This is a genomic window from Haloferax namakaokahaiae, assembly GCF_042663225.1.
Classification (GTDB): Archaea; Halobacteriota; Halobacteria; order Halobacteriales; family Haloferacaceae; genus Haloferax; species Haloferax namakaokahaiae.
In genome coordinates this window covers 19,651-37,880 of record NZ_JBHTAA010000014.1, presented here as the reverse complement: position 1 = coordinate 37,880, position 18,230 = coordinate 19,651, and the positions used below count along the sequence as shown (strand labels likewise).

Annotated in this window: 15 protein-coding genes; 11 read left to right on the top strand and 4 right to left on the bottom strand. The window is 52.3% G+C overall.

Translation table 11 applies throughout. The features are described 5' to 3' along the window. Nucleotides 1-5 precede the first annotated feature (5 nt). The 3 genes from ACFQJC_RS17340 (at nt 6) to ACFQJC_RS17330 (ending at nt 2,063) form a co-directional block, all read left to right on the top strand. Nucleotides 6-515 (top strand): hypothetical protein, encoded by a 510-nt coding sequence (locus tag ACFQJC_RS17340; RefSeq protein WP_390225823.1) that lies wholly within the window; start codon nt 6-8, stop codon nt 513-515. A 357-nt stretch (nt 516-872) separates the two neighbouring features. Continuing rightward, complete coding sequence (locus tag ACFQJC_RS17335) at nt 873-1,115, top strand: hypothetical protein (RefSeq protein ID WP_390225821.1); 243 nt, start codon at nt 873-875, stop codon at nt 1,113-1,115. Between the two features lie 123 nt (nt 1,116-1,238). Beyond that, nucleotides 1,239-2,063: a hypothetical protein gene (locus ACFQJC_RS17330; RefSeq protein WP_390225819.1), complete on the top strand. Its 825-nt coding sequence runs from the start codon at nt 1,239-1,241 to the stop codon at nt 2,061-2,063. Nucleotides 2,064-2,087: 24 nt separating this feature from the next. Here the strand turns inward: ACFQJC_RS17330 and ACFQJC_RS17325 are convergent, their stop codons facing one another. Then, on the bottom strand, nt 2,088-2,651 hold the full coding sequence (locus ACFQJC_RS17325) for a hypothetical protein (protein ID WP_390225818.1): 564 nt from the start codon (nt 2,649-2,651) through the stop codon (nt 2,088-2,090). A gap of 73 nt (nt 2,652-2,724) precedes the next feature. Next, a complete protein-coding gene (locus ACFQJC_RS17320) occupies nt 2,725-3,258 on the bottom strand; it encodes a hypothetical protein (protein WP_390225816.1) in 534 nt (177 codons plus the stop codon). Between the two features lie 420 nt (nt 3,259-3,678). Here ACFQJC_RS17320 and ACFQJC_RS17315 point away from each other — a divergent pair, with 420 nt between their 5' ends. Then, on the top strand, nt 3,679-4,203 hold the full coding sequence (locus tag ACFQJC_RS17315; RefSeq protein WP_390225814.1) for a hypothetical protein: 525 nt from the start codon (nt 3,679-3,681) through the stop codon (nt 4,201-4,203). 19 nt (nt 4,204-4,222) lie between these two features. Here ACFQJC_RS17315 and ACFQJC_RS17310 read toward each other — a convergent pair whose 3' ends face one another. Both ACFQJC_RS17310 and ACFQJC_RS17305 read right to left on the bottom strand, forming a co-directional pair. Beyond that, nucleotides 4,223-4,792, bottom strand: coding sequence for a helix-turn-helix domain-containing protein (locus ACFQJC_RS17310; RefSeq protein ID WP_390225812.1), 570 nt, complete (start codon nt 4,790-4,792; stop codon nt 4,223-4,225). 357 nt (nt 4,793-5,149) lie between these two features. After that, on the bottom strand, nt 5,150-5,365 hold the full coding sequence (locus ACFQJC_RS17305; protein WP_390225810.1) for a winged helix-turn-helix domain-containing protein: 216 nt from the start codon (nt 5,363-5,365) through the stop codon (nt 5,150-5,152). A gap of 998 nt (nt 5,366-6,363) precedes the next feature. On the opposite strand from ACFQJC_RS17305, the gene ACFQJC_RS17300 reads away from it, so the two are divergent. Genes ACFQJC_RS17300 through ACFQJC_RS17270 form a run of 7 tightly spaced genes read left to right on the top strand, consistent with a single transcriptional unit; the run spans nt 6,364 to nt 17,932 of the window. Then, nucleotides 6,364-6,786: a hypothetical protein gene (locus tag ACFQJC_RS17300; RefSeq protein ID WP_390225808.1), complete on the top strand. Its 423-nt coding sequence runs from the start codon at nt 6,364-6,366 to the stop codon at nt 6,784-6,786. A 30-nt stretch (nt 6,787-6,816) separates the two neighbouring features. Continuing rightward, nucleotides 6,817-8,559: a DUF8186 domain-containing protein gene (locus tag ACFQJC_RS17295; protein WP_390225806.1), complete on the top strand. Its 1,743-nt coding sequence runs from the start codon at nt 6,817-6,819 to the stop codon at nt 8,557-8,559. Beyond that, nucleotides 8,556-9,398: a hypothetical protein gene (locus ACFQJC_RS17290; RefSeq protein WP_390225804.1), complete on the top strand. Its 843-nt coding sequence runs from the start codon at nt 8,556-8,558 to the stop codon at nt 9,396-9,398. The genes ACFQJC_RS17295 and ACFQJC_RS17290 overlap by 4 nt, the downstream gene beginning before the upstream one ends. 3 nt (nt 9,399-9,401) lie before the next feature. After that, nucleotides 9,402-10,469, top strand: coding sequence for a hypothetical protein (locus tag ACFQJC_RS17285; protein WP_390225802.1), 1,068 nt, complete (start codon nt 9,402-9,404; stop codon nt 10,467-10,469). 6 nt (nt 10,470-10,475) lie between these two features. After that, complete coding sequence (locus tag ACFQJC_RS17280) at nt 10,476-11,585, top strand: hypothetical protein (protein WP_390225800.1); 1,110 nt, start codon at nt 10,476-10,478, stop codon at nt 11,583-11,585. Then, nucleotides 11,578-13,779, top strand: a complete 2,202-nt coding sequence (locus ACFQJC_RS17275) for a VirB4 family type IV secretion system protein (protein WP_390225799.1) — start codon at nt 11,578-11,580, stop codon at nt 13,777-13,779. The genes ACFQJC_RS17280 and ACFQJC_RS17275 overlap by 8 nt, the downstream gene beginning before the upstream one ends. Then, complete coding sequence (locus ACFQJC_RS17270; protein WP_390225797.1) at nt 13,766-17,932, top strand: conjugal transfer protein; 4,167 nt, start codon at nt 13,766-13,768, stop codon at nt 17,930-17,932. The genes ACFQJC_RS17275 and ACFQJC_RS17270 overlap by 14 nt, the downstream gene beginning before the upstream one ends. Nucleotides 17,933-18,230 lie beyond the last annotated feature (298 nt).

Below are 18,230 nucleotides of genomic sequence, written 5' to 3'. Positions count from 1 at the left end.
GACCTTTGACCCGCGCCTGTTTCGAAGTTCCTCTCAAACACTTAAATAGTTCACAATATTATCAAAAAGTATCTGTTATGGATGGGGGTTCAGCTGATGGTGAATCAAATCATAACGTGGCCAGCGAAGCAACTCGCGAGTCGTTAAAGAATGCTAAGATAGCAGGTGCTCACGCTTGGCGAGCACTTGCTGAGTGGATAGATAATCGATCAAGCATTACTAATCTCATGATCGGTGCCGTCGCTACATTAGTCATCGAGCGGATTGGCAGATTAGCATACTCCGGCACTATTGACTTTTTCAACAATATCTCGTTTTCCTTGGTTCCCGCGCCTGACCTTCCGTATCCAACTTCGACTATGATTTTGTTCCTGGTGGTAATGTCTGCTCTAAACACATTTGCGATTGACGCCTCTTCAAGAGGGAGGGATGAAAAAATCTCTGAACTTGAACAAGAGCTGTCGGAACTCCGAGATCGACTCCCAGATGAGATGCTGACAGAACCTGAAGACTGAATACTCAAACTACACTGGTAGCAATTGAGAATCCAACCTAAGAAACCGAGTTGTAGGCGCAGTTCTCCAATTCTCCGTAAGTGACCTTTGACCCACGCCACTCTCTCTCTCAGTCCATCGAGTATACCGACAACCAAAATCGGTACTTCACCGGGGACGGGCCACCACCGGGACCCCACCAAACCACCCCATAGTGTTAGTAAGTATGCGACCACGGGGGGTGTCTGGTGGTGGTGGCTTCTCGAAGTATACGCTGTCTGTTGATTCAACATATAGATCCGACCACGACCTGTATTCGTAACGAGTCACATTGGAGACAGAACTAAGTGGGATTGGGTGGCCGATGGGGTGTCAGCAATGGTATTCCGAAAGCTCCGAAACCACGACGGCACGCCGCTTGTTGCACTTGACCGTGACGATCTCGTTCTCGACGGCGTCATCGCTGCAGATGAGAACGAGCTCGAAGAGAAGACCATGCACGTCCAGCGACTCGGGAAAGAGGTGTACGTCGTTCGGCCAGTGCCGGAAGACGGGCCAATCACGCCGCTGGTTGAGACAGAACTGTCCAGGGGCTGGTTAGGCAAGAGTTGCAGCGCATGAGGAAAACAGAATCTACGAGTTCGCTACTCAGCAGTAGTCCCCAGTAGCGAAATTTTTGGGTTGAGTGGTCGGTTTTGTTTTCGTACAGAAAATAATATAGTTCCTAGATGTTCCTTGATGAACATGGGGTTTCGGGAGTTACTTGTCTCAGCGTATGGGCGGATAAAGTCGGGGCTTAAAAGTGACATTTCCGAAATTAACACATCTTCTATCATCGTCGGTGCATTGGTTGCGATTGTTATCTCTGCGTCATTTGGCCCTGTGATTACGGGAGCAGTAGCACACACTGCGAACGACTGGAATGTTCCCCCCTACCAGTCACCACCACTCTCGGTATCGATGACTGGAGGAAGCGGCTACACCATTGAAGGAGAAAGCCTCGAAGAGTTTGGAGGTGTTCGATACGATGAGACTGTTCGGGTTTACGAGATCGTCATATCGAACCCAGGAAAACAACCCATTCAGGATTTGGATATCAACGTCCCACTTCCTGGGTGTGTAGTCGATTACAATACTGGAGGAGTAGGTTCAGAGATGGATGTGTTGGATTTTGTTTCTCTTGATCTTAGAGGGCAAAGCGAAGGACTCGATGTCTATTCTTGCTCAAAGACCATCACCGTCGAACAACTGGATCCAGGTGATACAGTCTCTGTGAGGTTTCTGCTACAGGTTTCGTTCGACGAATGTGACCTCCTCCAAGGGGTCGGAACAGAGAATCTAATCGAGTACAATTACCAGTGGAGAAAGAACGGAATACAATTTTTCGAGTCCGGAGATATCGGAATGGGATTCAACCAAGATTTTCGCGAAACATTCGGACCAATAGACAATACTGCAATTAGAGGAAAGCCAGCCCAACCGCGGGAAGTTGTGTACACAAACTACCTACTTGCAAACGCGACGACTATCCCACAAGGTATGGGGAAATGTAGGTTGATGAGTGGATGACGGTTGTCGGTGTCAACAAGAGTGTCACTCGTTCTGCTTTTGCCAGTTCTCAATAGCTTGTTCTGGCCCAATTAGAGCAACTTCAGTGTCACATACAACTTCATACGACCCTTTGTTATCTTCAAGCTCTAATGTATGTTCGATAACCGCTGAGTCTGCATTTACTAAAGGGCCAATGTCGTCTTCTGGTGAAATCTTAGCGTAGAGCCTGTAACGCTTTGTTGAGTGTGGCTCAAGTTCGGTACCAACCCAACTCTGTCTCGTCTCATTCACCTTAATGGAGAAATTGTCCGTGTTTTCAAACTCATCATCTTCCACGAGCCCCCTCAATTGATGATCGAATGAACTGATGTACGCACTCTTTTCACCATTGTTGACCAATTTCAAGTAATAATTTGAACTCCAGTATGAGCTATCATCTATAGCGAGGTTCCCTCCTTTAAATTCAGGAGGAGTGTCAGAACCCTCTGGGCGTAGCGACACTTCTGATCTCTGTTCCCGGTAGTGACTTAGATAAAGATTCCATCCACTGAGCGCGATAACAATCCCACTCAAGCCAATCGCAAGAAAATCAATTGGTTCCGCCATACTGGAAATCTATCAGAGATCGACAAACATTTTTTGCAACATACTAGTCCACACAGAGAGTATGAGGCCGAATTTATTCTGTGTATTCGCTTATTGACTGTTCCATTTTTGATAAAATTCGACGCGATATCCGTTCGAATCGTGCTTGGTCATCCTCATCAAACATCATCCACCATTCGTGGGCAATCTCACTCCTTGATCCCATCAGTGTGGTATACGCTTGGAATTCTTTTTCATCTTCGAGTATACCAAGTGAATTTGCTAAATAGACTTTATTTTTGTTTCCAAGGTTTGAAACCATGCGTTTCTCATTTACAGACATTTCGGTCCCCTTGTGTGACTCTAACTCACGCACTATGTTGAATTGAAGAAGGGATTCTATGAACGTGGCTTGACGCAGGACAGCGGCCTCGTAGTGTTCCTCTTCTATTAACGTCTTCTGTTGCTCAACTTCGGCTTTAATAGCAGCAGCAGTCAGATACTCGAGTATCTTCTCGATTAGCTCATCTGTGAGAAGGTGGTCTACGACATCGCCAATCGCGTTACCAAGAGTTCCCCCTCCCTGATAGTTATAATCTTCCTCAGGATCTGTGTCATCAAAATCCATAGACAGCATTCACATCATCAACACAAAATACCATCCACTTTTCATAGGATGAATTGACGCACTTAGACAATTCCCCCCGGGGTCACACGCGAATGTATACGCCATCCTCGATGTATGCACCTTCATCAACGTCAACGGCGGTCACCGTGCATAGATTTGGACCGATTCAATCAGGTGGCTGGCATGGTCACGCTCGCCGGTCACCCGGAGTATAAAAAGAACCGACAGTTGTTCACTCGAGAAGCACGCAAATAGCCCACCCGGTGCATACATGACTATTTGATTCCGGTCAAAAATCCCGGCCAGTGATAGTATTCCGGTGCCTTACTGAATTCATCGCACACAATTTGTAGTCCCTTTCAAAGTGATGCAGGAGAAGTCGCAGGGGGTTTATTAACTAATTGTCATTAAGTGGAAAATATGGCTCAAACGGAGACAGTAGTAGCACTGATTCAGGTTATTGCCTTCTTCTTGCCGGCGTGGGCTATCATGATTCAGATACTAGCTCGAATGATGGAGCGTGTTGACCTTGATGAAAATCCGTATCTAATCCCTCTATTCGGTATCGGACTCACCCTTTCTGTGGTGTCTTTCTATATGTTTGATCTTGCGACTATGGACGCAATATTACATCTTGTCTCACAGGAATTAGAACAAGATCCTTCACCCACCTTTGTCGGGGCATTTTCTGATTTAGTAATGGGAAGTTCTGCATTTATATTACTTGGAATTATAGTGTTGGCAGTTGCGACAACAATCTTCTTTAGTCGAGAGAATCGCGTCCATGTCGTATTCATAGCTATTCTGAGTTATGCAATTATGAACTGGGGTTCGAAAATTGGGAGTCCAGTGGCCATCGCACGGGGCCTCATTTTCCTAGTGGCACTTGACCTTCTGTTTATCCGCCACTATTGGGAAACTGTGAAACCAAAGCTTTCGTCCTAGACGCAATCTCTCGAAGTAACTAATCGCTATCGGGGGAGTAGTTGACCTCGATGCCAATGTAATCCAATATCCAATTTGTAGCAGCGATAGAACCTCCTGCGATTAGGAATCCTGCTGCCAACAAACTCGAGAGCAACCCCGACTGGATAACGCTACTCGTCGGGATTGAAGGGAGAAAGAGAACCGAAGGTAGCGAAAGGTTGTAAGCCATGAGCACAGTTGCGACGGACATGAAGATTACACTCACAGCACCGACAAGAAGGCTCAGAGCTACAAACTGGAGGCTAAGGTTATTCTGAACCAGCCGGACAATCGGATACTTTGCTGAAACCGGTTCTTCAACTTCAGCACGGAGCCACCACAACTTGGTACGCCCTGGTTTCCGAGAGCCAACGATTCCCTCGTCTTCGAGTTTATCTAAACGACGCCTCACCTGTCGCCCACCAAGATCAACGTGCTGTTCGATCTCGGGTGTTGTCAGAACGGTATGTTCCTCGTTTGCGAATGCATTGAAAATACCCTCATTCTGTTCTTTGAGATGAGGGTCAATGTCTACTTGAACCGCTTTGTCTGTTGATTTTGAACTCATGTCCGTACCCGGACACGGCCATGTCCACGTCCAGACACGGCGTGTCCACGTCCAAACAGAGTCGTTCGCTTTCTCTTATAACCCCATGGCAATCCGACATGAAAGCGCGATGTGGCAAATAGAGTACACCGAACGAAACACTCCGAAACAGGAAGTGAACGAAAATGTCTGAAGACCCGTTAGCAGTTGGTGGGATTTTCCTCGTAGGTGGAATTGGATGGCACACGATTGCGCCTGCAATCTACGAAGTGACCGGAGTCCACACTCGAGGTTGGTCGTGGCTATTGATAATAATCGGCTTAGCAGTCATTGGCGCAGCCATTTCATCCATAGTGAGATAGCACAGGATACGCTGGCTCAACAGAGATCGACCAACCACCAAATAAGACTCCCACCGGCCTTCTTTTTTTGAAGGACACCGTCCTTCTCGAGCGACTGTAGTCTCTTTAGAGTGCCTTGCTGTGAGAAACCAAGCTCTTCAGCAACTTCAGAAGTAGAGAGAAACGGATCCTCGTGTGACTTGAAGATTGAGATTATCTCTTCATCACTAACGGTCGGTTTCCGACCTGCCATTGACGAATTATCACAGAGACTTGGTTTATATCATTATGACGACTTTTGGTGTTGATATACAACCAGTTGTTGGATAACAACTAAATGGACAGGGTGTGCACAGAGGTGTACGGAAGCACCTTCGCACACCTATCGCTCTCCGATAGGTTCCACAGAAGCGGACCTCGCTGCTGATGACAGCAGGCCCGCGCGGGCTTCCGTGCCTAAACCACGAAAGCCATGTTGGACTCACTTCCGCGGGGTATTGAACCCCGCGCACGAGCGCACGCACAGCCGACGAAGAACCGTTTAGTTTCACTCGCAGAAAGGCCGGATTTCGGGGGTACGTCCACCCAATTCGTTCACTTTCACTTTCACTTTCATCCTGCGTACGAGCAAGCGTATTATAACACATCGGGTGGCCGCCCAATTGTGATGTCGAATAAGCAGGTTATTCGAGTGGAAGAGCGGACGGATCGCTGGCGGTTCACGTGTCCTCGAGGATACCGAACCTGGGAAGCGACGGAAGGTCACTTCTGGTGCCAGCGATGCGCGTACACGAACGAGGTTGACGGCCGGTTCCATGAACTACGGGATAAGGTGCGGCGAGTTACTTTCTCGAGAGGAGGTAGTACTGCAGACCGGTTCCTCTGACGACAGTCTCGAGACGGAGGTGGTAAAATAACCGACGACCTGCAACTACTTTCTCCGGAAGAGGGTGTTCAGATTTACCTCAACCTTCGCGAGAGCGACGTTGCTTGAGTTGTTCTGATACGATATGGCGCTTTCTCGTTATTAAACCAATTGCCGGCCCAGCCAATCTCACCACTCTTTGCCATTCGGAAGCAGCATCCCAATTCTAGCAAAACCTGCCATCTTATTCTTGTATTCACATCTAGAAAAATTCTAGATATTAATGTTCTGTCTACAATTTTCTCAATCAACAGAATTTAATCTCTGACTAGATTTGATATTGTTGAGAATTGGGCCTTGGGACAGGCCCGTAATATTCAACGTATATGTTCAAATCAAACGACAACGCTCCCAATACAGTCTCCAGTTCAAATCAAGAATCGACTCGGTTTGGTTCGGCCCGCCGCGTCATCGCGACGACTGCCATCTTGAGCTTAGTTTTGCTCGCACAACCTGCCGCAGCACAACAGGGTGTCATCTGCAGTGCAGACAAACTCCCCGGAATGATCGAGGGCTTCTTTCAGATAACCACCGCTCTCGGTATCATCGGACTCGTCGTTGTCTGGCAGGCTGACTCCCTCGCCGAGGTATTCACGATGAGCCACGACCAAAAGAAGAGCCTCAAGCGCCACAAGCGTTCAGCGCTGAAGTCTGGGCTCATCCTGTCGATACTCGGACCGCTGTACACCGTTGCAGGAGGTATGATGGGACTCCCACTTGCAGAGTGTGTCGACCTCGCACCCTGGTAACTCGGAGATTCACACTCCCGAGTTCTCCTAATGCGTACAGACGCGTGGTCCGTCGTGGTTGCCTGCCTTCTCGTAGTGAGTAGCATCGCGGGGCTCGTGACTGCAGCCCCTCCACGCCCAGGGACGGAAGACAACGGGCTAACCGAGAACGAGTCAGCGACGCTGTGGTCTCGGGACTCAGATGAGTACATGAACGAGACTGAGTACCGTCAGCGCTACGGCGAAGACCGAACCGCGGTTCACCAGCTCGCAAACGGGACCGACATCACGTTCACACGCCCGCCGGCGACCGCAGCGACGTGGACACGCAATGATTTCAAAGACCTGGAAGCCGGCGATTCGCAGACGTCGCTGCACCCAGAGCACGCTTCCCTCAAAGATGGCGTCTTCATAGAGGACGCACACGCGACACTCTTCGCTATCCACCCGTCCACGCGGGGACATCTCGAAGCAGGCGACACGCCACTCTACGTCGCCCCCGAGGGAACTGTTCGTGGCTTCGTCGATTATCGTGTTCACATCCCGAACGGGAACAAATCGAACAACTCGGATGTCTCGTGGTCACTTGTTGACGACGAAATCACGGAAGTTCGCCTGAAGTCAGATGACGAGATAATTGCTCAGTCTTCGGGAACTCATACGCCCGAACTCGATTACCAACTCGACGAGGCATGGAGTACGACGCTCACACTCGAAGCCGACATCGAAGTGCGGTTAGAGAAGACGACCGAGACACCAATCGGCAACCGGACCCAGACTGAGGTCACGTACCCATCTGAGACGATTACCGTCTCTGATTCGGTCGACGTTGAGGTTTACAACCTCCGTGCGTACTCCTACTACGCCGAGTATCCCAATGGTGACACTGGCGTTGCCATCTTCCAGTCACGGCCATGGCAGGGCTACACGCTCACCGAAGATGGAGAGTCGAGCGTTCGTGGTGTTTGGCGCTTCTATACCGCCCGTGATCCTCGGTGGGACTCACTCGTTCGAGCAACTGAATCAAATGAGACTGAAGTCGTATCGGATGCACTCCCAGTGTATGTCCACGCGTACCCATCGCGAATTGGCCCACGGACTGAACCGATTCGTGATGGACCGACGATAATCGATTCGTGGGGCCAAGAGCGCACGAGTCCACAGAACACTATTGCAGACACTGTCTTGGTTGAAGTCGTCGACCAGTCGTACAGGCCCACCTACGGCCTAGCTGTTCGGGCAGACGAGGTTGACCGCGACGCACTTCGTGTTGCTGGCATCGTCCGTGGCATCAACGACACTCCTTCCGCCTCGAACACCGGTAGTGGCTCTGAGCGAGAACTCCGTGAAAGTCGGCTTACTGCTGAGGTAATCGACCAGACGAACGACCAAGCAACAATCCGAGTTGAGCTTCGGGACAACGAAACTGGCGCACCAATCGACCTCACAGCTGACGAACGCCAGGGAACACTCAATGGCGAACCCGGTGGTGGGTACATCACGATAGCCGACCAGCGAGTTCGAACGAACGAGTCTGGCGTTGCGGTCGTGACGGCCGACCAGCCGGGATTCTACACAGCACGATACCACCCCAGTACGTGGCTTGTGGCTAACCCCGCGTACGTTTCCGACACGGCGACTGCGCGATGGCACCCACTCGGAACACTCGATGGGTGGTTTGCGCTATTCGTCGAGGTCGGTTGGCAATTCATCCCGTTCGCAGTGATGTTCTACGCCGGAAAGCGCGTCCTCCGATTCTTCGGACCACGAGATGATTCTGAACGATATCCATGAAACGAGATCAATCACATTTCAATAGACGTACCGTCCTCCAAACCGCAGCAGGTCTTTCACTCGCTGGACTTGCTGGCTGTCTCAACGGCGGTGGTGAGACCGGTGATGGGACTACCACCGCGAATGACGATTCTGGCGGCCAGAGTGTCCTGAACCGAGTCGCTGTCGAGGGGGTCTCACTTGTTGTCGAACTTGGTTCTGAGGTTGACGTAGAGCAGGTCAATCTGATTCAGCCGAATGGCGAGTTGTTCGGACGACGTGAGGTTGCTGACGGCGTTCGACAGGTTTCATTCGAGATTGGGACTGCGTACGACCCCGGCGAATACCGTGTGTTAGCGGTTCAGGGTGAGGATACTATCGACGAGACGAATCTAGAGGTTCGACCCGAACTAGAGATTGTCGACGTCGGCCTCTTCAGAAACAACCCCGACAAGCCGTGGGACGAGGTGTACGGTGAGAGTAGGACTGATACAAAAAAGAACGGTGAAGCGTTTGTCACTGTATCGAATAGTGGAAGCGGACCAGAAGCTGTCGTAGAACTTCGGTTTGAGGGTGATGTACCGAACCCTTCAGAGAACCCTCGTGGAAGTGGTATTCACGACAACGATGCCGTAGTCATTCCACCTGGTGATGAAATCGATCTGTTCAGTAGTTCATTCCCATTCGGAGCAGAAATTGGGGAGGAAGGTATGGGCTGCTCGATCACAGGCAACGATGGGCAGTTCAAAATCACACTTGAGGTCCGCCCCACGACACGAAATGTTGAGAGCGGTTTCAACGTGCAGTATTCGGGATCTGATGTGATGCATGATTGCCGCATCGAAATCTCTGAGGAGTAATCGATGGTTGACCTCATTGACGTCGTTCTGGAGGGCTTCAAAGACATCCTCGGATGGGTTACTGACATTTTCAGAGAAGGACTCTCGACCGGCTATCAGGACCTCACTGAGGCTATGTTTGGAACACCCACTCCTCAAACTGATGGAGCCTTCATGTTTGGTACTCCTTCAAACGCACCGTGGCCGTCGATAAGAGAGGCTCTCATTGGTGGTGAAGTGATGCTCCTCGCCTTGTTGCTCCTCGTGATGAGTGTCCAAGGTCGACATGCAATTCGAGTATTCAATTTCGGGAGTGCATATGAGGCCAGCAAGACCAAGAAAACCGCCTGGACTGGTGCTTTCCTGATAATTTTGTGGTACTGGATCGGTGTTCTAGCACTGTATCTGATTGATGGATTCACGATTGCTTTGCTTCCGGGACTGACCACACTTCGCGGTGTAATGGTCGGTTTCCTGAGCGTAACGGTGATGAACCCTGTACTCGCTTTCTTGCTCGCAGCAATCGGCGGTATCTCGATGTGGGCAATCGAGGCGCTCTTTTTCATCCGGGAAATCCTGCTGTACGTCTATGTCTACGGGATGCCGATTGCCATCGCATTCGGATACGGAAACATCCCGGTTCTCTCGGATATTGCGATGGGCTTTGCAAAGCGGTTCGTCCCTCTCGTTATCCTCCCACTCCCAGCAGCAGTCGTCTTCAAAGGCTACGACCTGCTATTCGCCAGCGGAACGTTCTCGCCAGCGACTGCATTTCTCCAGTATCTCGTCGCCGTCTCACTCCCAGTTATCGCACTCTACCTGACGTGGAAGACGTTCTCCTACGCAACGCCCCTGACTGCGAAGGCCATTGGGTCGGCCAGCAGAGGCGCAGTGGTCGTCGGAAGCGTCGCGACTGGAGCATACCTTGGTGGCGCCGGAGTCGCCACAACCGCCGCTCGATGGGGTCCCAAAGCTGCCGCTGGGCAGGTAATTGCACAGAAAGCAGCCGCCCGGACTGAAAACGTCTCAGACACCCAGAATACAACTTCGTACCGCCGAACCGAGAACGACCCGCACAACTACAATTCCTAATTCATCATGTCGACAGATTCAGACGCAGCAGCACGCCGTATCATGGACCAGTTCGGTGAGGAAAGCCGCATCCCATTCCTCAATGTCGAGGAGGGAGACGTCGGTGTCCTCATCGCTTTCCCACTCGTGGGGCTGTTCATGGCCGGCCTCCTCGGAATCGACTCACTTTCGTTGCCTCTCATCGCTGGAGGACTTGGACTCGGAGCGGCCATCGTGTACGTCGCTCCTGACCACCTCAATGCGTGGACGTGGGCAAAGGACGTGTATAGATACGTTAAGCGACCACGGCGAACGTTCAGCGCTGCCGAAAATTCGGATAACCTCGCTCGAAACGAGGGGGGCCTCGCGAACTACACACCGTTCACTCCCGACGAACGAACACAGGACCTCACCAACGTTGAACGGGCATGGCCCGGTGCAGGTGCCATACAGCGATCGGACGGCGCGATGGAGGCGTTCATCGAAATCAATCCAGGAAACATGGATCTCGCCATGTCGGATGACTGGGCCGGACTGCAGGAATCTGGCGCCGAGTTCGCGAACAAGGAACTTGACTCGAAACTCAAATTCCATGCGACGACGCGGTCGTTCCCGGTTGAGAAACTGACCGAGAACATCGAACAACGACTCTCTGATGAAGATGTCTCTCGAAACCCAATCTTCCGTGAACTCCTCGAAGAATACCGAGAGAAACGCCCACGGGCGATGCGTGAGCGTGGGACCCAACAGATTCGCTTCTTTATCGGTGTTGAAGCGTCGCCACTCGAAGTCTATGACCGTTCCGACGACGAGCGAACCCCGGCAGAGAAGTTGACCGACATCCCCGTCATTGGGTTCCTATTCAACCCGTTCGTCACTCGCCGCGAAGACCTCTCAGAAGCCGAACAACGCGCTCGAATGTTCGGAAAGCTCGATAGCAAGATTACAAGTATCGAGTCGGGATTCATTCAACAGGCTTCGGGATGGTCCGCTCGTCGACTCAGTACTGTCGAGTTGTTTGTGCTGACGATGGACTTCTGGAACGGCCACGAGCACGACTACGATAACCCCAAGCGAGTGATTCGAGGTCAACCGATTATCGGGAGTTCTCGCCGGGAGGATGATTTCGATGCGTAACCTTGCCCTCCAGACCAAGAGTGAACTCATCACCCAGACCCTTGAGTGGCTTCAACAACCGACGTCACCAGAGGGTGCGATGCTCTACGCCGCTGGGTTACTCACCGTCGGCCTTATTGGAATCCTAGCTTGGAAACGTCGCGCTGCCGAGGAAGAGCCCGAAGTTGACTTCTCGGATGTGCTTGACGAGGAGACACTGGAAACGGGCCACGACGAAGGGCAACTCCTCGATGACATCGCAGAATCACACAAGACGACAATTGCACCCGCCGCTGTCGAATGGGAAACCCGTGCAGCACGTGTTGGCGAGCAGTGGACGTCGACGCTCTCCATTACCGACTACCCGGATTACCCGAACGATGGCTACCTCAGCGACCTGTTCCAACTGACCGATGTCGAATTCGACCTCACGGCCCACATCCGACCAAAGAACCAGCAGCGTGCGCTGAACGAACTCCAAGACATCGCTGACGACCTCCAGGTCGACGCAGATCTCGAAAAGAGCGTTCGAAGTGGCTACCTTCAGCAGCGTGCAAACCAAGCCGCTGCGACGTACAACGCTGTTGAGAGTGGAACCAGTGTCTTCGATCAGGCGCTCTTCGTCACCGTTCGTGCCGACACACGAGATGAACTCCGAGACACTGTCCAGAGCGTGAAGAGTGCACTCCGAGATGAGCCAGCTGGTCTGACGCCAAAGACGGCCATCTGTAAACAGGATTTGGCGATACAATCTTCCGCACCAATCGGTGACAACGTCTTTGGCCGAGAGTCAATCGCTCTCGGTGGGGCTGTTGGTGCGCTTCTTGCGTCGCCACACAACGCGACAATCCTCGAAGAGGGTGGCGTCGAGTTTGGAATCCACAAAGACACGCACAGCCCGGTCGTTATCGACCCGTTTGCTCGTGACAACGGCTATGCGATGTTCACGGTCGGGGACACTGGCTCCGGAAAATCATTCGGCTCGAAGCAGAACTTCATTCGCTCTATCGAGCAGAGCAAAGACCGAATTGGAATCATCCTCGAACCGCTCAATAACTGGGCGGGTGTCGCAGAAGCGCTCAACGCGAAGCGAATCACTGTTGGTGGGACACTCGGACTGAATCCTTTAGAAATTCGCCAGACTCCCGAACACGTCCAACGGGCAATGGGTGAGGACGCGAGTCCGTTCAACGAGAAGCTCGACGACGCGATGAGTTTCCTCACGAACTACTTCGCACTCCGTGGAATCTCACTCGGTGACCGCCGGACCACGCTCGAACTCGGTCTCAAACGTTCGTACGAACGGCAAGGAATCATTGACGACATAGCCACACACGGCAATCCCAGCCCGACTGTCCGTGAGATGATGGACGTCTTCGAAGAGATGGTCGAATCTCCCGAGGAGTTTGTTGTTCGGACTGACGCCGAAGCGAGCAAACTCCGTGACGACGCAACGTGGCTTCTCGATCAACTTCGACCATTCGAAGACGAGGGTCGATATTCGAATCTCGGCAGGGCGTCTGATTTCAACATCCGCGACGAGAAGGTCATCTACCTTGATTTGGCCCAACAAGAAGGCAGCGTCAACAGCAGTACGGCGCTGACAATGCAACTCCTCATTTCGCTCGTCTACGAGCGGGCGAAAGAGACCGACAAAGAGGTCGTCTTCGTCATCGACGAAGCGCGGTATATCATGCAGGACGCCGCAAGCCTAGCGTTCTTGGAGACGGTTTTCCGTCACCACCGGCACCACAACTTGTCGATTCGGTTGGTCACACAGACCGTCGACGAGTTCTTCGAACACACAGAGTCCGAGGCTATTCTTGACCAGTGTGCAGTCAAGCAGTTCCACCATCTCGATGGGATGGACGAAACGTGGGCTAAGGAGTTCGGACTGAACTACGCTCAGATGCGCTTCGTACAGGATGCCATTCCTGGTAACGAGGATGCTGGCTACTCTGAGGCGCTCGTCGGTGTCGACGGTGAGTGGCGTGGAATCCGTGTCGAAGCGATGCCCAAAGAGAAACAGGTCATCGACTTCGACCCGACTGAGTCTTCTGCTGAGTCGCTTCCGGGTGCTGGAGGCGACACGGTTGACCCCGAGGTGCAAGCACTTCGAGAAGAGCTCCGAGACAGCTCTCTTTCGAGTGAACACACCACAGTTTCCGCTAAAACGGATGGTGGTTCTCAGGAGGTGACCAATGACGAAGCGTGAGTATCTTCGCGTCACACCAACGTCCGAAGAACTCGGGACCAATGGTATCGTCGAGGTCCTCAGCAGTCTGCACAAACTATCGACGACCTCGGAGACCGGATTGCTTGGCAAGTTGAACCCACTCAACTCCTCTGAGCCGCCACGATTCGAATTCCTCGCGATAAGTGAGGGTACCGATAGGCCAGTCGAGTTCTACTACGGGGCAACTGAGCATCTCGACACGCTTGAGTCGCGGCTTTTGTCGATCTACCCGTCGACGTTCGACATCGAGCGTACGGAACTGGACCCTGCGCAGAAACTCATCCCCGAGCGAGAGTACACCCGCGAAGGGTACGAGGAAGCATTTGAAGCTGGAAAGCTATGGGATGAGTTTGACGAGTGTGATGAAGATGATGACTTGGCAGAATCCGATGAACAGGTGTACGAGACAGACTCAGAACCAGTTCATACCCGCCCATCGATAGACCAACTCCAGCCAGTCGGCGTCCAGTGGCGGGGGGCTGCCGAGCGGAAGCGGGATTGGATGACGACGCTCGTTCCGTTCACGAAGGCGACGGCAAGTGACGATGCAGGTGATGAAATCACGATTACCCCGTTAGCTAGACTCATCGACCACTTGAGTGAGTTCGAACATCCAATTGGATTCCAAGTTGTCTTCCAGCTGCGTCCTGCATGGAAAGCAGACGCCGAACTCCGTGTGGATGATCTGAAAGATGGGCGAGACACATTCGGACAGCGATACATCGGCCCGATTTTCGAATTCGACGATTACGAAAGCGAAGATAGACGTCGTCGTCGAGAACGCAACCTCCCGGACAGTGTCCAAGACCGTATTGACCGAATTACTGCGAAGCGTCCAAAGCAGACCTACTCAGTCAATCTTCGGACGGTCGCTGTTCCCCCAGTCGACACAGAAACCGATGATGTGGCTTCTCAAATCGAACCTCTTCTCCCAGTGTTCGACCCACTGGACGGGCCGTTCTACGGACTCAATGGACAGCGAATCAACGAACAGGGGTGGCGTCAGAAAACGAAGGAAAAGAACGCCCGAAAGCACCTCCTGAATCTTCTGGATCGAGAGTTGGAGACAGGCCGTGGGAAAACACGTCCCGATCTCATCTTGAACGCTGACGAGCTAGCGAACTTCTTCCTCGTTCCGTCGAGTGATCAACTCAGCGTAGAGGGTGCTCGGGGAACACGTGCCGAACAACAGAGTCGAAACCCACTCCCACGCCCCCACCAGGACCTCATGCAAGAGTTCCGCGACGGGATGGCTATTGGGTACGCTCTGGACGAGAATGGCGAACCCGAAGACGTCCCGACGTGCATCCCGCCGAATTTGCTGCCAACTCACTATGGCCGATTCGGGACTACTGGTGCAGGGAAATCGAAGGCTTTCATCAACGAGATTCTCTCCCTCCACGAGAATACTGAAGGGCCAGTCATCGTCGTCGAACCGAAAGGCGACGGAATGGCCGAGAACTACATGCGAGCACACGCTCGGCGATTTGGGATTACTGACCTCGAAGAGAACGTGATTCACTTCCCGATGCCAGATGTGCTTCCTGGATTCTCATTTTTCGACCTTGGCCCTGCCCTCGAAAATGGAAGACGTCGTGAAGATGCTGTGCAGCGGAAAGCAGAGCACTACGAAGAAATTCTAAAACTCGTTATGGGCAGAGAGCGCTACGAAAGGGCGGTCGTCTCTCCCACGTTGATCCGGACGCTCATCAAGGCGCTATTCGATGAAGAACACGGCCGAGAAAATGGGCTCTATCGAGAATCGGCTGACTACTTTGCACATCGACAGCTGGAACACGCGGTCGATCAAGTGCTACAGGCTGGCCCTCCTAACCCGAATTTCGACAATCTTCCCAAATCGAGCGAGGAGAATGTGGCCCGCACGCTCCGACGGCAACTCCAGAAAGATCCGAAGTCGTTTTCAGCCGTCATGGATGGCGTTGGTCACAGGCTCAACTACATCTCTGACCGACCGTATCTCGCCCAGGTATTCAACAACACAGAGAATCGATTCGACTTCCGCGACGTCCTCGACGAGGATAAGGTAATTCTGTTCGACCTTGGTGACCTACGCGATGATGCGTCGCGTCTCATGACTGGTCTGATTCTCTCGAATCTTGACGACGCACTCAAAGAGCGAAAGCGCGAGGTCAGCGAGTATCCCGACGACTATGTGGTGAACCTCCTCGTCGACGAGGCGTCGTCGGTTGTCGTTTCCGACATAATGAACGGCCTCTTGGAGAAGGGTCGAAGCTTCAGACTCTCGGTGGGATTATCGATGCAATTCCCCGAGCAGATAGAAGCAGAAGGTGGGCGGAAGGTCTACCTGAACGCCCTGAACAACATCGGAAGCTCCCTCGTCGGCCAAATCAACGTTGACCGAGAACTCGCCCGAGCGATGGCTCACGAAGGACTGGACCCTGACGAGTTCTCCAACCGGATTCGGTCGCTCCCTCGTGGCGAGTGGATTGCCAACCTTCCGAGCCCTAAATTCGGTGAGACGGGACCGTATCCGTTCAGCATCAAACCACTGCCAATCCCAGCAGGGCATCCAGAAAGCGACTACCCACTCACTGAGCGAGAAGAACAGCAATTCAAAGAGACGCTTTCAGCGATGCATGAACACGCTGAGAACGAATTTGGTGTCTCCAACGAATCGGTCCCGAGTACACAGACGCCCGAAGAACTCCAAGAATTTCTCAGCGTTATTGACGACGAGTTAGACGTTGTTCTCACGAAGGTAATTCGTAGTATTCAACTCCAAAACGATGTCCGCGAAGAGAACGGGTGGGTTGCAGTCGAAGCAGTTGACGACGAACTTCGACGCCTGTTCGACGAGGTCGAGGCTGACGCACCATCGTACAATGAGTTAGCGAATATCCGAAAACGTTCGCGACTACTGGAAACGACCGTCGATATCGATGCTGACGAAGTAATTATCCGACTGAGTGACGCGGGTGAAGATGTTTCGACACCAGACACTGGAGACGTTCGATCCGCTGGTGGAAACGACCACGATGCAGCACTCTTGGAGGTTGAGGAAGAACTCTCTAAACTCGGATTCTCGGTCTCGATATTGTCGCAGGATGGAAGTGAGATGCCCGATGCAAGAGCGACTCATCCCGAGTTAGAGGAGACCTTCGCCATCGAAGTCGAGACGACGACACCAGATAACCCAATCAAGGTCCTCACGAACCTCCGGAAAGCGCAAGAAGAGGGTACACTCCCGCTGTTCGTAGTCCGACCGGGAGACACAGAGACGTACTGGGCAGAACGTGTTGATAACATCCTCTCGCCACCCGTCCGTGAACTCGCAAGCGGTGAGACATGGTACTATACTCACGATTCGCCGCTTACGTTCAATGGTGGTGCAACCGAACAAGGTGGTGTTACTGCAGTTCGACCTGTGAATGGCGGTGACGACTCGAAACGAACTGTGTGGGCCTTGGAGGATGATTCGATTGTTCTCCGCGATGGATCTGGCACAGAGTATCTCCGGGTCTCCGAGTGGCCTTCGGTTACGAAGGAACGCGTGCCAGCAACGTACAGCTACGACCCCGCTGTCGACAAGTACCTCGTGTATGGCCGTGGAGAAACACACGTCTACGAGTCTAAGGACGCGTTCGAGGCTGAGTGGGTGAAGATCAAAGAGCCGTTCATCCCTGATAATGAACTCCCAGACCCCGCGTATCACCGCGGAATGTACAGTATCGTGATTCTTCGCGAGGCCATGGAACCGGTTGTATACCATGGCGGCGAATTAGAGCCACTTTCCACGTTGGTTAACAGGGACAACCAATCTGGACATTCCAAAGACAACGGACAAGACGCGATAAAGAGCTCCGATGATTCAACCTCCGAGCAAGAGCGTGATGTGACGCTCGAATCCTTCGTCGATGAATACCTAATTCCAGATGAAGATGCGGTACTCCCGAAGGAGAAAGTTCGGTCACTCTACGAAGCGTGGGCAGAGGACCACGGGCGGGATCCATTGAGCCCAAGCTGGTTCTCACGGAAACTCGGAAATCACCTCGAGTTCACTACTGACCGACGCCGAATCGACGGTGAGCTTGTTCGCGTTTTCGTCGGGTTCGACATCAACACATATCAGCATCATGATAATGAAAGTTGAGCCACTAGGTGAGGTTGATCTGGGTGGAGTTTCCCACCTAAACCGGTGTGTTCCACCCAAATTCTTGGGAATACTATGACCACCAAAAACGCAAGACATAGCGGTGTTCTACCCATCTCGGATTTGGGTGGAACATACGCTGTGTCGTCAAAATGGGTGGAACACCGTCACGTCACTCGATTTTTGAGCCTGATATGGGGGTGTTCCAAGCAAAAACCAACTAGTATAGATAGGGGGTATGCCGTTGGAAACGGACGAATCGGAGTTCGGGAGATTTTATCGGGGCGCGAGATGCGCG